The sequence below is a fragment of the Micromonospora acroterricola genome (genome assembly GCF_003172955.1).
Lineage (GTDB): Bacteria > Actinomycetota > Actinomycetes > Mycobacteriales > Micromonosporaceae > Micromonospora > Micromonospora acroterricola.
The window spans coordinates 1-18,880 of record NZ_QGKR01000166.1; the positions used below are offsets into that span (position 1 = coordinate 1).

Below are 18,880 nucleotides of genomic sequence, written 5' to 3' on the forward strand. Positions count from 1 at the left end.
ATGCGGCTCGGCCCGCCCGGCGCCGCCCCCACGCGACCGCCGTCACACGTGCCTCCGCTCGCGACCGGCGTAGCCTCAAGCGGCAGCCGAGCGCGGGGAGGTGTCGCGATGACGGATCGGGCAGGTCAGGGCGGTACGACACCGTCGAACGGCCCCCGGGTGCTGCGACCCCGGGCGTGGCCGTCCCCGGTCCGGGCGATGACCCGGATCCTCAACGCCGACGGCTCGCCGCCGGTGTCCGCTCCCGCCGGCACCGGCCGCAGTGGCGTGGTCGACTGCGCGCTCTACGTCGACGGCAAGCGGCAGCCCGGCGAGTGGACGTACGCGGACGCGCTGGCGGCGGCGCGCCGCGAGGAGCACGGGTTCGTCTGGCTCGGCCTGCACCAGCCCGAGCTGACCGAGATGACCGCCATCGCGGAGACCTACGGCCTGCACGAGCTGGCCGTCGAGGACGCGGTGAAGGCGGAGCAGCGTCCCAAGCTGGAGCGGTTCGGCGAGGTCAGCTTCCTCGTGCTGCGTACCGCCCGGTACTGCGAGCACGCCGAGCTGACCGAGAACTCCGAGGTCGTCGAGACCGGCCAGGTGATGCTCTTCATCGGCCCGAACTTCCTGATCAGCGTCCGGCACGGCGACGCCTGCCGGCTCTCGCCGGTCCGCGCCGACCTGGAGACGAAGCAGGAGCTGCTGCTCCAGGGGCCGTGGGCGGTGGCGTACGCGATCACCGACCGGGTGGTCGACCTCTACCTGGAGGTCGCCGACCAGCTCGAAGACGACCTGGACGTGCTGGAGGCCGAGGTCTTCGACCGCAACGGCCATGGCCGGATCCAGCGGATCTACCAGATGAAGCGGGAGCTGGTGGAGTTCAAGCGGGCGGTGGTGCCGTTGCAGCGGCCGCTGATGACGCTGACCTCACAGGTCAACCGGGACGTGCCCAAGGAGATCCGGCGCTACTTCCGGGACGTGCAGGATCACCTGAGCCGCACGGTCGAGCAGGTGAACTCCTACGACGACCTGCTGAACTCGATCCTGCAGGCGCGGTTGGCCCAGGTCACCGTCGACCAGAACAACGACATGCGCAAGATTGCCGCCTGGGCCGGCATCGCCGCGGTGTGGACGGCCATCGCCGGCATCTACGGGATGAACTTCGACAACATGCCCGAGCTGAAGATGACGTACGGCTATCCCGTCGTCCTGGCTCTCATGCTCGGCGTCTCGCTGGCCCTCTACCGCTGGTTCCGCCGCAACGGCTGGCTCTGACCGACCGTCCAGAAGCGCCGGCGGGCGGGGAGGATCCCGCTCTCGCCGGCGCTCGGTGCGCTCGCTGGGTCAGCGGCGGCCGTTGGTGCGGGCGGTGTCCTTGCCCAGCGCCTTGGTGAGGTCGTCGGCCGGGCGCCCGGAGGCGTCCTTGGCTCCCTCGGCGACCGAGGGGACCTTGTCGGTCGGCCGGACGCTGGTCTGCTTGGCCGGACCGGTGGTGCTGGCGCTGTCCCCGCCGGCCACCGCCGAGCTGCCCGCGCCGGTCATGCCGGCCATGCTCGACCCGTCGGTCCCTTTGGGCGTGGACGGGGTCCGTACCTCGATCGAGTCGACCTCGTCGCGCATCGGCTCCAGGGTGCGGGCCGGGTCGTACTCGGCCCACTCCTGCTGCTCCCGGCGACGGCGGAGAGCGACCGCGCCGGCCAGGCCGGCGATGGCGCCCGCCGCCAGCAGGCCGGTCATCATGGAGCCGCGACGACGCGGCTGCTTCTTCTTGCCGGAGATCCGCATGTTCTTCGACCTGGCCTTCCTGGTCAGCGGCCCCGCTTGGGCGGCGCCGTCTCGGGCGGCCGCGGCCAGCGGTGCCAGCGTGGTGAGTGTCGTCCCCCAGCCGGTCGACGCGCGGTCACGCACCTTGGCCGCGGCCGGTCCGACGTAGCCGCGGGCCACCTCGACCCGAGGGCCGACCGTCGCGCCAGCGCCCTTGGCGGCGTGGTTGGCTGCCAGCATCAGGTGGCTGATGCTCTGGTTCAGCTCGGCCTTGGCAAGCTGACTCCGGGACTTACGCCGCCCGATTCCAAACACGGTCCCACCTCCTGGGAGTTGTTCCTTCGTCATCCTCCACCTTCGGATGCCTCCGCGATGCCAGATCGGGCACATGGGAGGATCCGCATGGAACTGACCAACGAGTGAGGAGTACCCGTGGCCGAGGCTGTCTACGCCACCCTGCACACCAACGCTGGCCCGATCCGGCTGGAGCTCTTCCCCAACCACGCGCCGAAGACGGTTCGCAACTTCATCGACCTGGCCGAGGGCAACCGGGAGTACACCGACCCGCGCACCGGCCAGCCGGGCAGTGGCCCGTACTACGACGGCACCATCTCGCACCGGGTGATCAGCGGCTTCATGGTCCAGATGGGCGACCCGACCGGCACCGGTCGGGGCGGGCCGGGCTACAAGTTCGCCGACGAGTTCCACCCGGAGCTGCGCTTCGACCGGCCGTACCTGCTGGCGATGGCGAACGCCGGACCGGGCACCAACGGTTCGCAGTTCTTCATCACCGTGTCCCCGACGCCGCACCTCAACAACCGGCACACCATCTTCGGGCAGGTGGCCGACGAGCAGTCGGTGAAGGTCGTCGATTCGATCGCGAGCACCCCGACCGGTCCGAGCGACCGGCCGCTCCAGGACGTCGTCATCGAGCGGGTCGAGATCGAGCGGTCCGCTGCCTGATCGACCGGCGAGGTACCTTTGCTCGCATGATTGAGCGCTCCGGAGCACCGCACCGGCCGGTGCCGGTGGACCGCGTGGTGGCGGACGGAGGGTCGGCCCGGTGAGCGAGTCTCCGCCGACCGCCCCGGTCTGCTACCGGCACCCCGGCAGGGAGACCTACGTCCGGTGCACCCGCTGCGACCGGCCGATCTGCCCGGACTGCATGCGGGACGCGTCCGTCGGGCACCAGTGCCCGGAGTGCGTCAACGAGGGACGTCGCAGCGTCCGGCCGGCGCGTACCGCCTTCGGTGGCGGTGCCGCCGGCCGGCACGGCTACGTCACCAAGGCGCTGATCGCGCTGAACGTGCTGCTCATGCTGCTCTCCATCGCCTCGGACCGGGGTGGGGACGCGGCCGTGGGCGGCTCCGGCTTCGGCGGCCTGATGGGCGGCAGCACGCCGCTGACCGACTGGGGTTCGGTGCTCGGGCTGGCGGTCTTCCCCGACGGCACGCTGGGCGGGGTCGCCGATGGCCAGTGGTACCGGCTGGTCACCGCCATGTTCCTGCACTACGGCGTGATCCATCTGCTGCTCAACATGTGGGCGCTGTGGGTGCTCGGCCGGTCGCTGGAGGCCAACCTCGGGCCGCTGCGCTTCGGCGCGCTCTACCTGATCGCGGGTCTCGGCGGCAACGTCGCGGCCTACCTGTTCAGCGCCCAGAACTCGGCCACCGCCGGGGCGTCCACCGCCGTCTTCGGCCTCTTCGCCGCGCTGATCATCATCGAGCGCAAGCTGGGTCGGGACATCTCCCAGGTGATCCCGATCCTCGTCATCAACCTGGTCTTCACGCTGACGGTGCCGGGCATCTCGATCCCCGGGCACCTGGGTGGACTGGTGGTCGGCGGGGCGATGGCGCTGGTGCTCGCGTACGCGCCGCGCGGCCGGCGCACGCTGGTGCAGGCCGCCGGTGGCGCGATCATCCTGTTGATCCTGCTCGGTCTAGTCCTGTTCCGTACCGCGCAACTGCTCGCCGGCTGACCGGTCGGCGCACCCACCGGCGCCAGGGGCGCTGCGTCAGGCCGGGCGTGCGGCCTGTAGCGCCTCGGCCACCTCGTCCGGGGCCGCCCCCAGGTCGTACCGGCCGAACAGGTGCAGCGACTCGCCGGTGTCGATCTCCAGCAGGTCGGTGGTCAGGCCGAGCCGGGGCCGTCGGTCCACGGTGATCCGCTCGACCGTGGCCCAGGGCAGCAGCCGGCGACCGGCGAAACCCTGCACGACCACCACGCCGGCCGGGTCGACCGCGAGTCGGACCGGCGCCAGCAGGTCGCGCAGTGCCCAGCCGACCAGACCGGCGACGGCCAGCCCGACCAGGGTCAACTGCACCGGGTCGCCCTCGGCGAGGAGCAGGCCGACGGCCACCAGGGCGACCGCGCCGGCCAGCTTCGCCAGCGGCACGCCCGCCGGCACCCGCCACTGCCCGACCGGGGAAGCTTCGGCATCCATCCGAACAGCATGCCAGCGTCGACCGGGGAACGCGCCCGCGCACGACCGGGGGTGCACGGGACCGGGGGCGGACGGGCGGTCGACGGACGACGTAGGATCGGGACAGCCCAAGTTACCGGGGAGTAAACATGAGTGACGCGGTCATCGTCGGCGCGGTACGCACTCCGGTCGGGCGGCGCAAGGGCAGTCTCGCCGGCGTCCACCCGGTCGACCTCTCGGCGCACGTGCTGCGCGCCCTCGCCGAGCGCACCGGCCTCGACCCTACCCAGGTCGACGACGTCTTCTGGGGCTGCGTGTCCCAGGTCGGCGAGCAGTCCTGGAACATCGCCCGCAACGCCGTGCTCGCCGCCGGCTGGCCCGAGTCCGTGCCCGGCACCACCCTGGACCGGCAATGCGGCTCCAGCCAGCAGGCACTGCACTTCGCCGCCGCGACGGTCCTCTCCGGCCAGGCCGACCTGGTGATCGCCGGTGGCGTGGAGTCGATGACCCGGGTGCCGATGGGCTCCAGCGTGGCCGGTGGCATGCCGTTCAGCGACCAGTTGCGGGACCGCTACCGGGGCGTGGAGGGCTTCGCCGCCGACGCGCCACTGCCGTTCAACCAGGGGGTGGGGGCCGAGCTGATCGCCCGGCGGTGGCGCTTCTCGCGTACCCAGCTCGACGAGTTCGCCCTGGCCAGCCACGAGAAGGCGGCCGCCGCGCAGGACGCCGGCGCGTTCGACCCGGAGCTGGCGCCGGTGCCGGTCGGCGACGGCGGCAAGTTCACCGCCGACGAGGGCATCCGTCGGGACACCTCGCTGGAGAAGCTGGGCGAGCTGGCCACCCCGTTCCGCGCCGACGGCGTGGTGACCGCGGGGTCCGCGTCCCAGATCTCCGACGGCGCCGCCGCGCTCGCGGTCACGACCGCCGAGTGGGCCAGCCGGCACGGCCTGCGTCCCCTCGCCCGGATCCACACCGCCGTGGTCGCCGCCGACGACCCCGTCACGATGCTCACCGCTCCCATCCCGGCCACCGCGAAGGCGCTGCGCCGCGCGGGGCTGGGCATCGAGGAGATCGGGGTGTACGAGGTGAACGAGGCGTTCGCCCCGGTGCCGCTGGCGTGGCTGGCGGAGACCGAGGCGGACCCGGAGCGGCTCAACCCGCGCGGCGGGGCGATCGCCCTCGGCCACCCGCTCGGCGGGTCCGGTGCCCGGATCATGACGACGATGCTCCAGCACATGCGGGACAACGGGATCCGCTACGGCCTGCAGACCATGTGCGAGGGCGGCGGCATGGCCAACGCCACCATCGTCGAGCTGGTCTGACTCCCGCCCGGGGTCGTCCCGGAAAACGCCTCGCCCCGGCCCTCCGGGCCGCCTAGGGTGCCCACCGTGACGACGATCGCCGATGAACGTGCCCCCGACTGGTCCCGGGAGCAGTGGCAGGTGCGGGCCCGATCCTGGGTCGACGAGCAGCTGAGCCGGGCCGGCCGGCGGGTGACCGGGCCGGTTGAGCCGCGGGTGCGCCCGTGGTCCCTGGTCTGGCGGGTCCCGACCGACGGCGGGCCGGTCTGGTTCAAGGCCAACAACCCGGGCACGGTGCACGAGGCCGTCCTGGTCGCGGCGCTGGTCGGGCTGGCGCCCGACCGGGTGCTCACACCGATCGCGGTGGATCCGGTCCGGGGCTGGTCACTGCTGCCCGACGGCGGGGAGTCGCTGCGCGACGTGCTGGGCCGGGACCCGGACCTGGCGCACTGGGAGCGGGCGCTGCCGGGGTACGCCGCCCTCCAGCTGGCGAGCGAGTCCCGGGCGGACGAACTGGTCGCCCTCGGTGTGCCGGACCATCGCCCCGAGGTGCTGCCGGGGCTGCTCGCCGAGCTGCTCGACGATCACGGGTCGCTGCGGATCGGCAGCGAGGACGGGCTGAGCCCGGAGACGTACGAGCGGCTGCGGGCCGAGCTGCCGGCGTACGCCGAGCGGTGCCGCCGGCTCGCCGACATCGGGATCCCCGCCACCGTGCAGCACGACGACCTGCACGACGGCAACGTGTTCGCAGGCCCGGACGGGTACCGCTACTTCGACTGGGGCGACGCCTCGGTGGCCCACCCGTTCGGCACGCTGCTGGTGACCCTGCGTTCCATCCGGTACGCCGCCGGGCTGGCGGCCGACGACGCCCGGCTGGCCCGGCTGCGCGACGCCTACCTGGAGGCGTGGACCGACCGGTACGACCGTGCGACTCTCGTCGAGGCCAGCGATCTGGCGATGACCCTCGGCGCGGTCAGCCGGTCGCTGTCCTGGCGGCGGGCCCTGGACACCGCCGACCCGTCCCGCGCCGAGTACGCCGAGGCGGTCCCGGGCTGGCTCGCCGAGCTGTTCGAGGCCAACCCGCTCTGACCCCGACCCTGACCACGAGCCGGTCGGATCGGAAGTCGGACAGGCGGTGCGACGCTCGGGCGTGGAACTTCCAAAAAGCGCCGTGACCCACGTCACCTCCGCCGAGGAGTTCGTTGGGCAGGTCATGGACGTCTTCTCCCGAACGTTCCTTCCGGCCGCCGCCGAAGCCGGCCTGGCCGTGCAGACCCTTAGCCGGCACATGCCGGTCTTCCGCCGCTGTGTCGGCTCCGGTGACGCGACCATCCTGGTCACCCGGTGCAGCCGCCCCGACCGTCCGGTCACCGGCGACTACCTGCTGCTGCTCACCCACCGTCGGCTGGTGGTGACCCAGCAGACCCGGCTGCTGCACCGGCTGCGCCTGCACCTCAACACCGAGCTGCGTGAGCTGAGCAACGTCACCTGGAGCCCGGACCCGCGGCTGCACTCGGTCGAGCTGGCCGCCACCGCGATCGACGGGATCCGCGAGCGCTTCCTGATCCGCACCAGCCACCCGAAGCGGGTGTGGCAGCTCGACGCCCTGCTGAACCACGCCTTCCGGACCCGCCTGCGGACGCCCCGTGAGCGGATCGTCGCCACCATCGGCGAGGGGCCCGCCGCCGCGCGGCCCAGCGTGTTCCGCCCTGCCGTGGCACGCTGACCGCCCCACCGTCTCCCCGCCGCGGCTGCTCTTCGCTCCGCCCTTACCGAACTCGAACACGCACCGATCGCGCCGGGGCCACCGGGTCGGCAATCATGGGCCGGTGACCATCGAAGCGCCGCATCGCGGGCTCGTCCTCGTCGTCGAGGACGAGCCGGCCATCGCCGACCTGGTCCGGCTCTACCTCGCCCGCGACGGGTTCGGTGTCCACCTGGAGCGGGACGGCGAGGCCGGTCTGACCGCCGCCCGCCGGCTGCGTCCGGTGGCCTGCGTCCTGGACATCGCCCTGCCCGGCCTGCCTGGCACCGAGATCTGCCGCCGGCTGCGCGAGGCCGGCGACTGGACCCCGGTCATCTTCCTCACCGCTCGCGACGACGAGGTCGACCGGATCGTCGGCCTGGAGTTGGGCGCCGACGACTACGTCACCAAGCCGTTCAGCCCGCGTGAGCTGGTCGCCCGGGTGCGTGCGGTGCTGCGCCGCTCGGCCGGCGGACCGGAGGGCGCGGACCGGCCGCGCGTCGTCGGCCCGGTGACGCTCGACCCGGCCCGTCGGACGGTCACCGCCGCCGGCGCTCCGGTGCAGCTCACCTCCACCGAGTTCGATCTGCTGGCCCACCTGATGGCCCGGCCCGGGCGGGTCTTCACCCGGGAGGAGCTGCTCGCGGGCGTGTGGGGTTACGCGGCGCACGCCGGCACCCGCACGGTCGACGTGCACGTCGCCCAGGTGCGGGCGAAGCTGGGCCCGGCCAGCGTGATCCGGACCCACCGGGGCGTGGGGTACGCGGTCGATGCCTGACCAACCCGGCCGGCCACAGACCCCGCCGCGACCCGAGTCGCCGACCATGCCGCTGCCGGTGGTGGGCGCCCGGCCCTCGGCCGCACCCAGGCGCAGCCGGTTCGGTCGGACGCTGACGGCCCGAGCGGTGCTGGTCACGTGCGCGGTGGCGCTGGTGTCGGTGCTGGTCACCGCGATCGTCGCGGTGCCGCTGGCGATCCGGGGCGTGGAGCGGCGCGATCAGGAGGCGCTCGCCGCGCAGGCCCGACTCGCCGCCGAGGTGCTGCGGACCCGGCTGGACCGGGGCCGCTCCGCCGACGAGGAGCGGCTCATCCAGCAGCTGCGCGCCCAGGGCATCGACGCGTACCTGATCCGGCGGGGGGCGGTCGACCGGCCGGGCCTGCCGCCCCGGGTGGTGCAGCGGATCGAGCAGGGACGCAACGTGTCGGTCCGCCGCGCGGTCAACGGCAGACGCGCGTTCGTGGAGGGTCGGGCGCTGCCCGGCGGCAACGGGGTGGTGCTCTCCCGAGCGTCGGCGAACGGGCTGTGGCGGCAGGTGCTGCGCAGCCTCTGGGTGCCGCTGCTGGCCGGGCTGGCCGCCGGCGTGGTGGCCGGGCTGCTGCTGGCCCGCCGGTTGGCCCGGCCGATCCGCGTCGCGGCCACCGCCGCCGCCCGGCTGCGCGCCGGGGACCGCACGGTCCGGGTGCCGGTCGAGCCGCCGGACGAGGTCGCCGATCTGGCCGAGGCCCTGAACGGGTTGGCCGCCGCGCTGGCCACCAGCGAGGGCCGGCAGCGGGAGTTCCTTCTCTCCGTGTCGCACGAGCTGCGAACCCCGTTGACCGCGATCCGCGGGTACGCCGAGGCGCTGGCCGACGGCGTGATCGGGGCGGACGGCACCGCCGACACCGGCCGGACGGTGCTGGCCGAGGCCCAGCACCTGGACCGGTTGATCGGCGACCTGCTGGCATTGGCCCGGCTGGAGGCCGCCGACTTCCCGCTGGAACCGGTGCCGGTGGACCTGGCCCGGCTCGCCGTCGACGCCGAGCCGACCTGGTCCGGCCGGTGCGCGGCGGTCGGGGTGCCGTTCCGGGTCGAGACGCCCGGTGGGCCGGTGCCGGCGTACACCGATCCGGGGCGGATCCGGCAGGTGGTGGACGGGCTGCTGGAGAACGCGCTCCGGGTCGTACCCCCGGGGGCGCCGGTGGTGCTCGCGGTCCGGCCGGTCGGCGCGGACCCGGCCGCCGGCGGCGTGCTGGAGGTCCGGGACGGCGGGCCGGGCTTCACGGACGACGACCTGGCGGTGGCGTTCGAGCGGGGTGCTCTGCACCAGCGCTACCGGGGGGTGCGCAAGGTGGGCAGCGGGCTGGGGCTGGCGCTGGCCGCCGGGCTGGTCCGCCGGCTGGGTGGGGAGATCGTCGCGGGCCACGCGCCCGAGGGGGGAGCGGCCTTCACGGTCCGGCTGCCCGGTGATCCTTACCGGACCCGAACATCGGCCTGACGCTCCGCTCGTCGTCGCCGGGCAGGCTGAGGGCTCCACGGACGAGAGGGAGAGTCATGCCACGTTGGGGATACGCCACCGCCACCACGTCGCTGCTGGTGGCGGTCGCGCTCGGTGTGAGCGGCTGCGGCGCGGCCGAGGTGGCCGGCCAACCCGCCCGGGAGGCGGCGGTCGACGTCGCCGCGGCGATGGGCGTGGAGGGGCAGGCGTTGGCCGCGATGGGCTTCGACGCCACCGACCTGGACGTGCGGACCGTCGCCGCCCCGGCGCCCGGCGGATCGGCCACGCCCGGCCCATCCCCCAGCGCGGGGGAGAAGGCCCGGCAGAAGCACGGCGAGGACTGGCGCAAGCGCCGCCAGGCCCGGGTGCTGCTGCGCAGGAACACCCTGCACGGCGAGGCGGTGGTGCAGAGCAAGGACGGCGCTGAGCAGACCGTTGCCGTGCAGCGCGGCGAGGTGACCGCGGTCGACGGCGACTCGATGACCGTGAAGTCCACCGACGGCTTCACGATGACGTGGACCTTCGGCGACGACCTGCGGGTCGTCGAGCGGCGCGCCACCGTGCAGCCGAGCGAGGTCAAGGTCGGCGCGACGCTCGGCGTGGCGGGCGCGAAGGACGGCGACAAGGGTGTGGCCCGGCTGATCCTCATCCCCGGCACCAGGTGAGAAGGGCCCCTTGTCACCAAGGGGCCCTTCCCGCACCACATCAGTAGACGCGGGAGCCGATGAAGTCGTCGTGACCGTAGCCGACCGGGTTGGCGAAGGCGCGGGACTCGAACGACCACTGCTGCCGGGTGCTGGTGGAGCAGCCGGCCAACCGCAGCCGGGGGCTACCCAGCCAGGGGTTGTCGAACGCCACGCAGAGGGTGCTGGCGCCGGCCGGCTTGAGCTGGTTGCCGGCGAGGACGAACTGCTGGGCGGCGCTGCCGTTGCAGTCGTAGATGTTGACCGCGGTGCCGGCGGTCATCGACCCGTTCGCGATGTCGAGGCACCGGTCGTGGGAGAGCTCCGAGTGCAGCGACCGGCGGGTGGCGTCGTACCAGAAGCCCTGGTTACGCCCACCGTGGCAGGTGTACGGCTGCTGGGCGGTGCCGTTTCGTGAGTCGTACCCCCTGCCGTCGACACAGGTGCCGGTGGCGAGGTTGCGCAGCTGCTTGAACTCCAGCAGACCGGGGTGGAGCACGCCGCCGCCGGTGCTGGCCGGGTCGACGCAGGTGGCCCGCTCCTGCCCGGAGTTCCAGAACTGGGTGATGCACTGGGCGAACATGCCGTGCCCGCGGGCATTGGGGTGGAACGACTGCCGGGCGGCGTTCTCGTCCCAGATCCCGATCTCGATGTAGAGGCCCCGCACCGAGGTGTTGTCGGTGCACACCTCGTGGCCGTGGAAGAGCCGGCTGGCGTCCAGGTAGCGGGTGCCGGTCGCGGAGGCCGCGGCGCGCAGCGCCGACTCGAACAACGGCACCGCCTTGTTGCGGGCGAACGCCGCGTCGGCCAGGTAGAGCAGGCAGCCGCCGGAGTACCAGCCGGGGAAGTTCGGGTTGTCCTCCACGTCGGGGCTGCCGGGGCTCGGGTACGACATGAGCACCAGTTCGTAGTCCGAGCGCAGGTAGCCGGCGTTGGTCATGGTCTGCCGGATGTCGGTGAGCGCGTCGGTCACCGCCCGGCGGCTGCCGTCGGTGCGGATCGTCCACTGGTCGGTGTAGGTGCCGTAGCAGGCGCCCTGGAAGAAGACCCGCCGGATGGCGCAGTCGGTGGCGACCGGGCCGAACTGGATGGTGCCGTCCCCGTTCGCGCCGACGACCACCCAGATCAGCTTCACGTGCGTGTTGCGCGCCTTGATTCCCAGGTAGTCGCCCTGGTTCAACTCGTTGTGCTGCGTCGGACCGCCGGCGATCAGGTTCCAGGGGGTGGCGCCGGAGCAGGCCAGGTTGTACTGCGCGTCCGACGGGATGCCGGTACGGAACACCGCCTGGTCGTACGAGCGGTCGCACCAGTTGCCCGGCTCGTGGGTGCCGGGGACGTAGTTGCCGACGCCCTCGCCGGAGATCTCGCTGTCGCCCATGGTGATCAGGGCGGTGCGGCGTTGGTCGATCGGGCGGATCGCCGGGCTGCCGTAGAGGGCGGTCGCCTCGGCGGCCCGGATGGCCTCCAGGTTGGCGGGGAGTGGTTGGACGGTCGGCCGGTCGGCGGCGGTGGCGGGGGCGGCCGGTCCGGCGAGCATCGGCAGGACGAGAGCGGCGACGGCGACGGTGATGGCCCGTCGTCGGGTCGCGCGTTCGGGCCTGGCGGGGGTGGCAGGCATCGACGCACTCCTTTCGGCTCAATCGCGGGACGTCGATTGAGTTACCAGACGGTAACGTGCGGATCAACGGATGTGAATACGCTTCGGATCCTTGCGCGCCGGATGCAGAACCGCCCGGATCGGACGATCCGGGCGGCGGGAGTGCGGGGTGGGGTGTGGTCTGGTCGCGCGGTGGTCGGTGCGGCCCGCCGGGTCAGCGGCCGGGCGGCAGCGCGTAGCCGACGTAGCCGCGGAACTCCAGCCGCCAGCCGGCCGGGACCAGCTTGGCGCACGCCGGCTGGCTGCCGGTGCAGACGATCGCGTCGACCGAGGCGGGGTCGGCGGGCGGACGCTCCGGCAGCACCGACTGCAACGCCACCAGCTCCGGCGAGCGGCCGTCCGGGTGCCGCAGCAGCAGCCACCACGGGTACTCCCAGTTGTCGTTCTGCTGCACCAGCCCGATGCGGTGGGCGCCGCTGTCCCGCACCGCCGCCGCGGCCCAGCGGAACTCGTCGGCCCACTGCGGGCGACGCAGGAACCGGGTGTCCCAGTCCGAGGTGGTGAAGACCGAGCCGGCACCGACCAGCCGGCGCGGGAAGCCGTACGACAGCGCCAGCACCCCGGCCAGCGCCGAGGTGGCCAGCACGGTCACCGCCGCCACCGTGGCCACCGACCGCCGCCCACGGCCGGTTCCGGGCTTGTCTGCCGGGACGGTTGAGTGGCGGCGGAAGAGCGCGTCCAGCCAGAGCCCGGCCAGCGGCACGGCGAGGACCAGGGCGTAGAGCAGCAGCCGGTTGCCCCACGGCTGCCACTTGATCATGGCGGTGTGCAGCAGTACGGCGGCCAGCACCGCCACCGCGTACCCCCGCAGCGGCCCGGCCCGCCCCGGGTCGATCCGGCGGGGCCGGGCGAGGGCGACCGCCGCCCCGATCAGCGCCAGCGCCCCGGCGAGCGGGAACGCCACCCGGTCCTCGTCCGGGTACCACGCGGGCTCCGGGAAGACCTCCCGGCCGAAGGTGATCGCCCGGTCCTGCGGGTCGACCCCGATCGCGTCCGCCCCGCCGATGATCGCCTCGGCGCCGGCCCGGCGCAGAGGCGCGAGCGGCGTGTCGAACGCGGTGTGCCCGATCCGCAGCGCGTTGACCAGGATGGACGGCGGGTCGTGCCGCTCCATCGGGATCGACTCGCGCAGTCGGGGCGGCCCCAGCGGGTGCCCGAACTCGGCGGTCACCCGGGCCAGGAACGGGCCGACCACCACGGCCCCGACCAGCAGGATCAGTACCGAACCGCCGACCGTGCGGGCCACCCCACCGGCCGGTCGGGGCCCCCGTACCCCGGCAGCGGTTGTCGGGCCCCCGGTCAGCGCCAGCCGGAGCTGGGCCAACCCCCAGAGCACCAGCAGCGGACCGACCGCGATCAGGCCGCTGGTCTTGGTCACCGCGGTCAGCCCGGTGGCCGCCCCCAGGCCGAGCAGGGTGCCCCACCCGGTACGGCGGCGCATGCCGTCCAGCACCAGGGTCGCCGCGCACGCCACCCACGCCGCGCAGACCAGGTCGGTCTGGGTGCTGGTCGCCTGCAGCGCCACCATCGGCGTGCTGGTCAGCACGAACGCGGTGATCAACTGAGCTCGCCGGCTGCCGCCGAGCTGCGCCGTGATCCGCGCGGCCACCAGCAGGCAGCCGACCCCGGCCGCCCACTGCACCAGGTTGTGCAGGTGGTCCCCGCCGGTGAGCAGGCGCAGGTGCAGCAGCAGGTACTCGGCGCCGGGCGGGATCGTCACCTGGCGGTGGATGGCGGTGGGCCAGAAGTCCAGGTCGCCCTGCGCAACCCAGTGCTCGACCTTCGGCAGGTGGTACGTCTGCGAGTCGAAGTTGTTCGGCGCGGCCAAGAGCGCGACCAGCAGCTCCAGCAGAACCAGCCCACCGATCGTGCCCGCGAGTAGACGCTCTCCCCGACCGGCGGTACGCCAGGTGTCCGCCGCCATGGCGAGCAGGCCGGCGGGCGTACGGCCGGCCCGGGCCGGCGCGGGGGGACGCCCGGCTTCGCCGCTCGGGTCGAGCGGGGCGGGCGTCTCCGGCACGGTGCCGGCGGGCACGGCCGCGCCGACCGGTACCGGCCGGGGCGCCTCGGCGGGCGGCTGCGGGAGCCGGTCCACCTGGCGCCGACGCAGCCCGGCGGCTGTCGCGGCGGCGGCCAGGAAGAGCAGCCAGGCGGCGACGAACGCCGGTCGGGTGAGTACGTGCAGCGCACCCAGCACCTCGACGACGAGCACCGCATAGACGCCGGTGAGCAGGGCGGCCCGCACGGCGGCGAGCCGCAGCGGTGCCACCGCGCCGACCCCGCGCGGCCTGGTCGCGACGGTGAGCAGGAGCACCGCGGCGGCGGGAACCACCGCGAGCAGGGAGCCGGCAGCCGACATGGCGGGAAGTAAACACCATCCGGCTGAAGCCGCCACGCCGGCTGCCCGACGGTGGCGGCCGGCGTCCGGCTGACCAGCCAGGCTAGGCTATGCCCGACGTGTTGTCGCCACCGTGGAGATTCCCGTGAAGCTCTCGATCCTCATGCCGGTCTACAACGAGGAAGAACGCATCGCGGATGCCCTCAAGCAGGCATTGGCGGTGGACTATCCCTGCGAGATCGAGCTCGTCGTCGTCGACGACGGCAGCCGGGACGGCACCGGTGAGATCCTCGGCAGCGCCGACGACGCGCGTCTGCGGGTCATCACCCACCCGCGCAACGCCGGCAAGGGCGCGGCCATCAAGACGGCGGTGGACAGCGCCGAGGGCGACTACATGGTCATCCTCGACGCCGACCTGGAGTACGACCCGCAGGACATCCCCAAGCTGCTCGACCCGGTGCTCGACGGGCGGGCCACGGTTGTCTACGGCAATCGCACCTTCGGCAGCCACAGTGCCTACAGCTTCTGGTACGTGATGGGCAACAAGGGCGTCACGATGGCGGCGAACGTCCTGTTCAACTCCTACATCGGCGACCTGGAAACCTGCTTCAAGCTGATGCCGGTGGCGCTCTACCGGTCGCTCGACGTGCGTTCGCGCGGCTTCGGCATGGAGGCCGAGGTGACCGGCAAGCTGCTGCGCCGCCGGATCCGGCCGTACGAGGTGCCGATCAGCTATCGGGCGCGCGGCCGCGAAGAGGGCAAGAAGATCACCTGGAAGGACGGCGTCGAGGCGATCTGGATCCTCGGCCGGGAACGCGCCCGCCGCCGTCCCACCGTCACCACCCGCTGACCCACGCGAGCAGCCCCGCTCAGCGACCGGGGCCCAGCAGCGCCGCGGCCCGGAAACCGTCGACCGAGCGGCGCAGCCCGGTGGCCCTGTCGGGTTGGTGATTGCGGTCGTCGTCCGGCTAGCCTGTAGTTGAAGCACACTTCAACTCAAGGACCGGGTGATGCAGGACGCACTGACGATCGGCGAGCTGTCCGTCCGCTCCGGTGTGGCACCCTCGGCGCTGCGCTACTACGAGCGCCTCGGCCTGATCCGCGCCAACCGCACCGGCGGCAACCAGCGCCGGTACGCCCGCGCCGAGCTGCGGCGGGTGGCGTTCATCCGGATCTCCCAGCAGGTCGGCGTCTCCCTGGAGGAGATCCGCGCCGCACTCGACTCGCTCCCCGACGCCCGTACGCCCAGCCCGCAGGACTGGGCGCGACTCTCGGCCAGCTGGCGAGGGCGGCTGGACGAGCGGATCCGGCTGCTCAGCAAGCTCCGCGACGACCTGGACGGCTGCATCGGCTGCGGTTGCCTGTCCCTGCAACGCTGCACGCTCTACAACCCCGGCGACGCCCTGGCCGGCGAGGGCCCCGGCGCCCGGCTGATGCTGCCTCGCGAGGCGTCCGACCCGTCCGCCTGAGGCGGTCCCGGTCCGCCGGTGGCCCGACCGGTGTCACCCGATGGTGAGCAGCACCTTGCCGACGTGGTCGTTCGACTCGACCAGCCGGTGCGCCTGTGGCGCCTCGGTGATCGGCAGCCGTCGGTCCACCACCGGCCGCACCTCGCCGGCCTCGACCAGCGGCCACACCTCGTCGCGTACGCCCCGCACGATCTCCGCCTTCTCGGCCAGCGGCCGAGCGCGCAGGGTGGTCGCCGTGACGCTGGCCCGCTTGGTGAGCAGCGCGCCGAGGTCCAGCTCCGCCTTGCGGCCACCCTGCAACCCGATCACCACCAGCCGGCCGCCGGTGGCCAGCGCGGCGACGTTCCGGCCCAGATACGACGCGCCCATGATGTCGAGTACGACGTCGGCGCCGTGACCGTCGGTGACCCGCCGGACCTCCTCGACGAAGTCCTGTTCCCGGTAGTCGATCACGTGCGCCGCTCCCAGCTCGCGCAGCCGGGGATGCTTCGCCGATCGGGCGGTCGCCAGCACGGTGGCGCCGAGGGCCACCCCGAGCTGCACCGCGAAGGTGCCGATCCCGCTGCCTCCGCCGTGCACGAGCAGCGTCTCGCCCGACCGGAGGCGACCCTCCCGGACCACGTTCGACCAGACCGTGCAGGCCACCTCCGGCAGCGCCGCGGCGTCCACGAGGTCGACGCCGGCCGGCACCGGCAGGAGCTGCCCGGCGGGCACCGCGACGCGCTCGGCGTACCCGCCACCGGCCAGCAGCGCGCAGACCTGCTGGCCGACAGCCCAGCCGGTCACCTCCGGGCCGATTACGCTGATCACCCCGGAGCACTCCAGCCCGGGGTGGTCCGGGGCGCCCGGGGGCGGCGGGTAGTGGCCCTGCCGTTGCAGGAGGTCGGCGCGGTTGACCCCGCTGGCCCGGACGTCCACGACCACCTCGCCCGGGCCGGGCTCGGGATCGGGCACCTCGACCCAGGCCAGCGCGTCGGGTCCTCCGGGCTGCGGAACGGTGATGGCACGCATGGCCTCAGTCTTACCCCATGCCACCGCCGGCCGCAGACGCACCCGCTTCGCCCCCGTCGACCACTGTGGACGCGCCACGCCGGGTTCGGCGCCCCCAGTGCCCATCCGATCAGGGGAGGGACGCCGGCCCGTACGCCGGGTGGCCGTGGCAGACTAGGCACGGCCGTGCACCTCCGGGTGACGGCCCGGGAGGGTTCGCCTAGTGGCCGATGGCGCTGGTCTTGAAAACCGGTAAGGCAGCGATGTCTTCGTGGGTTCGAATCCCACACCCTCCGCCGCCGCACCGCGACGACGCACCTGGCCGGCGCGAGAGCCGGTCAGGGGCGCTGGCGGCGGTTCGTCCGGCTCACCAGGTACCAGGCGAGGCCGGCGATCAGCGCCAGCGAGCTGAGCAGACAGCAGAGGGTGGCGAGATGCCACGGTTTGATCGCACCCATGTCGCGGCAGACTACCGGCGCACCCGACTTCCCATCGCCCCGTGCCAGCCGGATCGGGAGCTGGGCCGTCTCGCGCCGTCACCCTGGTGGGTCCGGGGCTCGCCGTCGGTCCTCGCGGATAACCTCGTCGGCCAGTCGCTCGACCGCGCGCCGGCGCTCCTCGGCGATGGCCCGCTCGTCCTGGCGGCGCAGCGCGGTGAGGACCGCCACCACGAAGTCCCGCCAGATCCCGGCCACGATGTCCCCCTGCGGAGCGTTGCCCCCGGCTCAACGGTAGCGCTGCGAGACCGAGCCGACCGCTTCCAGTCGTCGGAGGGGCCCCGACGGGGTAAGAAGGGGCAGGAATCTTCGTGCAACACCGGAAGGACGCGTCCCGATGACCCTGGAACGACCGATCGCCCCGGACCCGTACGAGCTGCTGCCGACGGTGCCCTCGTTCACGCTGACCAGCGACGACGTGCAGAACGGCGAGCCGATGGGCGCTCGGCACGCGCACGACAGCACCGGTGGCGGCAACGTCTCTCCGCAGCTGACCTGGTCGGACTTCCCCGCCGAGACGAAGAGCTTCACCGTCACCTGTTACGACCCCGACGCGCCGACCGGCAGCGGCTTCTGGCACTGGGTGCTGGTGAACGTGCCGGCCGACGTCACGCAGCTGCCCAGTGGTGCGGGCGGCGCGGCGGGCACCGACCTCGGGGGAGCTTTCTCCGTGCGCAACGACTACGGCGAGCAGGGCTACGGCGGGGCGGCCCCGCCGGCCGGTGACCGTCCGCACCGGTACGTCTTCGCGGTGCACGCCCTCGACGTCGACCGCCTGGACCTGACGCCCGACGCGAGCCCTGCCTACGTCGGCTTCAACCTGACCTTCCACACCCTGGCCCGGGCGGTCATCCGCCCCACGTACCAGATCAAGGACTGACCACCCCACACCCGCGCGATCGTGCACTTGCTGCGTGACCGCAGTGCAGGATCGCGGGGGTGCGGCCGGTACGGATCAGGCGGGGACTCGGGCCACGGCGAAGACGGACTGGCCGAACGGGGGTCGGATGCGCTGTTCGGCGGCCTTGGTGGCGGGGAGGACGACGGTGTCGTACACCTTGACCATGGGGCCCTCCTTCGGCATCAGCCGGAAGACCTTGGTGGCCATGAAGTAGCCGAGCAGGCCCAGCGCGTTGGCGTAGTGGATCTTCTCGACGGTCAGGCCGGCCTCGGTCATCGCCGCCCCGAGCGTCTTCTTCGTGTACCGGCGGACGTGCCCCGTGGCGATGTCGGCCGGGCTCATGGCGAACTGGAAGGCCGGCACGATGATGATCACGGCGCCGCCGGGTCGGACCAGGTCGCGCATGCTGCGCAGGGCGCCGACGTGGTCCTCGATGTGCTCCAGCACGTTGTACGACACCGCGGCGCTGTAGTCGCCCCGGTCGCTGTGCGGCAGCAACATCTGCCGGACATCGATGCTCGGGTGGTCGGCGAGACGCTCCTTGAGCTGCACCAGCCGGTCCGGATCGGCCTCGGTGGCGGTGAAGCGGGGCAGTCGCTGTGACCATTCCAGCGCGTAGTCACCGAGACCGCTGCCGATCTCGATCGGGTCGTCACCGAGGTACGGCACCGCCAGTTCGACGAACCAGCGACGGTGGTTGACAGCTGTCGCCAGACCCTCCAGTACCTCGGACTGGACGCGCTGATCCCCAGTGATATCTGCCATGCGTCGATTCCTCACGATATGAACTCGACCCGTGCCTGGACCGACAGAGTGAATCATCCGCTCGGATGGCAGAAGAAGCGGGGCAGCGGGGTGGCCGAATTGCGGTCGGGGG

The 18,880-nt window shown here is 73.0% G+C and carries 19 protein-coding genes and 1 tRNA gene; 13 read left to right on the plus strand and 7 right to left on the minus strand.

Annotated elements, in window-relative coordinates; all coding sequences use genetic code 11:
• The first annotated feature begins 198 nt into the window (after positions 1 to 198).
• Positions 199 to 1,257, plus strand: coding sequence for a magnesium/cobalt transporter CorA (gene corA / locus DKT68_RS10360; protein ID WP_407940723.1), 1,059 nt, complete (start codon positions 199 to 201; stop codon positions 1,255 to 1,257).
• A 69-nt stretch (positions 1,258 to 1,326) separates the two neighbouring features.
• On the opposite strand, the gene DKT68_RS10365 is transcribed toward corA, so the two are convergent.
• The gene (locus DKT68_RS10365; RefSeq protein WP_109817196.1) at positions 1,327 to 2,094 is read right to left on the minus strand and encodes a hypothetical protein; all 768 of its coding nucleotides are present in this window, start codon (positions 2,092 to 2,094) and stop codon (positions 1,327 to 1,329) included.
• Between the two features lie 84 nt (positions 2,095 to 2,178).
• Between DKT68_RS10365 and DKT68_RS10370 the strand changes: the two genes are divergently transcribed.
• On the plus strand, positions 2,179 to 2,709 hold the full coding sequence (locus DKT68_RS10370; protein ID WP_109817197.1) for a peptidylprolyl isomerase: 531 nt from the start codon (positions 2,179 to 2,181) through the stop codon (positions 2,707 to 2,709).
• A 100-nt stretch (positions 2,710 to 2,809) separates the two neighbouring features.
• Complete coding sequence (locus tag DKT68_RS10375) at positions 2,810 to 3,724, plus strand: rhomboid family intramembrane serine protease (RefSeq protein WP_109817198.1); 915 nt, start codon at positions 2,810 to 2,812, stop codon at positions 3,722 to 3,724.
• Between the two features lie 36 nt (positions 3,725 to 3,760).
• Here the strand turns inward: DKT68_RS10375 and DKT68_RS10380 are convergent, their stop codons facing one another.
• On the minus strand, positions 3,761 to 4,189 hold the full coding sequence (locus DKT68_RS10380) for a PH domain-containing protein (protein WP_109817199.1): 429 nt from the start codon (positions 4,187 to 4,189) through the stop codon (positions 3,761 to 3,763).
• Between the two features lie 128 nt (positions 4,190 to 4,317).
• Here DKT68_RS10380 and DKT68_RS10385 point away from each other — a divergent pair, with 128 nt between their 5' ends.
• The 6 genes from DKT68_RS10385 (at position 4,318) to DKT68_RS10410 (ending at position 10,133) form a co-directional block, all read left to right on the plus strand.
• On the plus strand, positions 4,318 to 5,490 hold the full coding sequence (locus tag DKT68_RS10385; RefSeq protein WP_109817200.1) for a thiolase family protein: 1,173 nt from the start codon (positions 4,318 to 4,320) through the stop codon (positions 5,488 to 5,490).
• A gap of 66 nt (positions 5,491 to 5,556) precedes the next feature.
• A complete protein-coding gene (locus DKT68_RS10390) occupies positions 5,557 to 6,558 on the plus strand; it encodes an aminoglycoside phosphotransferase family protein (RefSeq protein ID WP_109817210.1) in 1,002 nt (333 codons plus the stop codon).
• 124 nt (positions 6,559 to 6,682) lie between these two features.
• Positions 6,683 to 7,195 carry a hypothetical protein gene (locus tag DKT68_RS10395; RefSeq protein ID WP_109817211.1) on the plus strand — a complete coding sequence of 171 codons (513 nt, stop codon included), beginning with the start codon at positions 6,683 to 6,685 and terminating at the stop codon, positions 7,193 to 7,195.
• A gap of 103 nt (positions 7,196 to 7,298) precedes the next feature.
• Positions 7,299 to 7,991 (plus strand): response regulator transcription factor, encoded by a 693-nt coding sequence (locus DKT68_RS10400; RefSeq protein WP_109817201.1) that lies wholly within the window; start codon positions 7,299 to 7,301, stop codon positions 7,989 to 7,991.
• A gap of 46 nt (positions 7,992 to 8,037) precedes the next feature.
• Positions 8,038 to 9,468 (plus strand): sensor histidine kinase, encoded by a 1,431-nt coding sequence (locus DKT68_RS10405; protein WP_407940724.1) that lies wholly within the window; start codon positions 8,038 to 8,040, stop codon positions 9,466 to 9,468.
• Between the two features lie 56 nt (positions 9,469 to 9,524).
• On the plus strand, positions 9,525 to 10,133 hold the full coding sequence (locus tag DKT68_RS10410; protein ID WP_109817203.1) for a hypothetical protein: 609 nt from the start codon (positions 9,525 to 9,527) through the stop codon (positions 10,131 to 10,133).
• A 40-nt stretch (positions 10,134 to 10,173) separates the two neighbouring features.
• Here DKT68_RS10410 and DKT68_RS10415 read toward each other — a convergent pair whose 3' ends face one another.
• Positions 10,174 to 11,769, minus strand: coding sequence for a ricin-type beta-trefoil lectin domain protein (locus tag DKT68_RS10415; RefSeq protein ID WP_109817204.1), 1,596 nt, complete (start codon positions 11,767 to 11,769; stop codon positions 10,174 to 10,176).
• 193 nt (positions 11,770 to 11,962) lie between these two features.
• On the minus strand, positions 11,963 to 14,167 hold the full coding sequence (locus DKT68_RS10420) for a phospholipid carrier-dependent glycosyltransferase (protein ID WP_201748984.1): 2,205 nt from the start codon (positions 14,165 to 14,167) through the stop codon (positions 11,963 to 11,965).
• 124 nt (positions 14,168 to 14,291) lie between these two features.
• Between DKT68_RS10420 and DKT68_RS10425 the strand changes: the two genes are divergently transcribed.
• Together DKT68_RS10425 and soxR are read left to right on the plus strand one after the other, a co-directional pair.
• A complete protein-coding gene (locus DKT68_RS10425; protein WP_109817205.1) occupies positions 14,292 to 14,996 on the plus strand; it encodes a glycosyltransferase family 2 protein in 705 nt (234 codons plus the stop codon).
• Between the two features lie 160 nt (positions 14,997 to 15,156).
• Entirely contained in the window at positions 15,157 to 15,615 is a 459-nt protein-coding gene (gene soxR / locus DKT68_RS10430; RefSeq protein ID WP_109817206.1) for a redox-sensitive transcriptional activator SoxR, read from the plus strand.
• A gap of 33 nt (positions 15,616 to 15,648) precedes the next feature.
• Here soxR and DKT68_RS10435 read toward each other — a convergent pair whose 3' ends face one another.
• Complete coding sequence (locus DKT68_RS10435) at positions 15,649 to 16,626, minus strand: NAD(P)H-quinone oxidoreductase (protein WP_109817207.1); 978 nt, start codon at positions 16,624 to 16,626, stop codon at positions 15,649 to 15,651.
• A gap of 188 nt (positions 16,627 to 16,814) precedes the next feature.
• Here DKT68_RS10435 and DKT68_RS10440 point away from each other — a divergent pair.
• A tRNA-Ser gene (locus DKT68_RS10440) sits at positions 16,815 to 16,901 on the plus strand.
• Positions 16,902 to 17,141: 240 nt separating this feature from the next.
• On the opposite strand, the gene DKT68_RS31140 is transcribed toward DKT68_RS10440, so the two are convergent.
• On the minus strand, positions 17,142 to 17,300 hold the full coding sequence (locus tag DKT68_RS31140; protein WP_161556639.1) for a hypothetical protein: 159 nt from the start codon (positions 17,298 to 17,300) through the stop codon (positions 17,142 to 17,144).
• 139 nt (positions 17,301 to 17,439) lie between these two features.
• Between DKT68_RS31140 and DKT68_RS10445 the strand changes: the two genes are divergently transcribed.
• A complete protein-coding gene (locus DKT68_RS10445) occupies positions 17,440 to 17,982 on the plus strand; it encodes a YbhB/YbcL family Raf kinase inhibitor-like protein (RefSeq protein ID WP_109817208.1) in 543 nt (180 codons plus the stop codon).
• Between the two features lie 75 nt (positions 17,983 to 18,057).
• On the opposite strand, the gene DKT68_RS10450 is transcribed toward DKT68_RS10445, so the two are convergent.
• On the minus strand, positions 18,058 to 18,768 hold the full coding sequence (locus DKT68_RS10450; protein WP_109817209.1) for a class I SAM-dependent methyltransferase: 711 nt from the start codon (positions 18,766 to 18,768) through the stop codon (positions 18,058 to 18,060).
• Positions 18,769 to 18,880: the final 112 nt, after the last annotated feature.

Excerpts from the sequence above, each read along its gene's own strand:
- DKT68_RS10380 (WP_109817199.1), bottom strand. The coding sequence starts at position 4,189 with ATGGATGCCGAAGCTTCCCCGGTCGGGCAGTGGCGGGTGCCGGCGGGC.
- DKT68_RS10445 (WP_109817208.1), top strand. The coding sequence starts at position 17,440 with ATGACCCTGGAACGACCGATCGCCCCGGACCCGTACGAGCTGCTGCCG.
- DKT68_RS10365 (WP_109817196.1), bottom strand. The coding sequence starts at position 2,094 with ATGACGAAGGAACAACTCCCAGGAGGTGGGACCGTGTTTGGAATCGGG.
- DKT68_RS10435 (WP_109817207.1), bottom strand. The coding sequence starts at position 16,626 with ATGCGTGCCATCACCGTTCCGCAGCCCGGAGGACCCGACGCGCTGGCC.
- soxR (WP_109817206.1), top strand. The coding sequence starts at position 15,157 with ATGCAGGACGCACTGACGATCGGCGAGCTGTCCGTCCGCTCCGGTGTG.
- corA (WP_407940723.1), top strand. The coding sequence starts at position 199 with ATGACCCGGATCCTCAACGCCGACGGCTCGCCGCCGGTGTCCGCTCCC.
- DKT68_RS10415 (WP_109817204.1), bottom strand. The coding sequence starts at position 11,769 with ATGCCTGCCACCCCCGCCAGGCCCGAACGCGCGACCCGACGACGGGCC.
- DKT68_RS10395 (WP_109817211.1), top strand. The coding sequence starts at position 6,683 with ATGGACGTCTTCTCCCGAACGTTCCTTCCGGCCGCCGCCGAAGCCGGC.
- DKT68_RS10410 (WP_109817203.1), top strand. The coding sequence starts at position 9,525 with ATGCCACGTTGGGGATACGCCACCGCCACCACGTCGCTGCTGGTGGCG.
- DKT68_RS10385 (WP_109817200.1), top strand. The coding sequence starts at position 4,318 with ATGAGTGACGCGGTCATCGTCGGCGCGGTACGCACTCCGGTCGGGCGG.
- DKT68_RS10405 (WP_407940724.1), top strand. The coding sequence starts at position 8,038 with ATGCCGCTGCCGGTGGTGGGCGCCCGGCCCTCGGCCGCACCCAGGCGC.
- DKT68_RS10420 (WP_201748984.1), bottom strand. The coding sequence starts at position 14,167 with ATGTCGGCTGCCGGCTCCCTGCTCGCGGTGGTTCCCGCCGCCGCGGTG.
- DKT68_RS10450 (WP_109817209.1), bottom strand. The coding sequence starts at position 18,768 with ATGGCAGATATCACTGGGGATCAGCGCGTCCAGTCCGAGGTACTGGAG.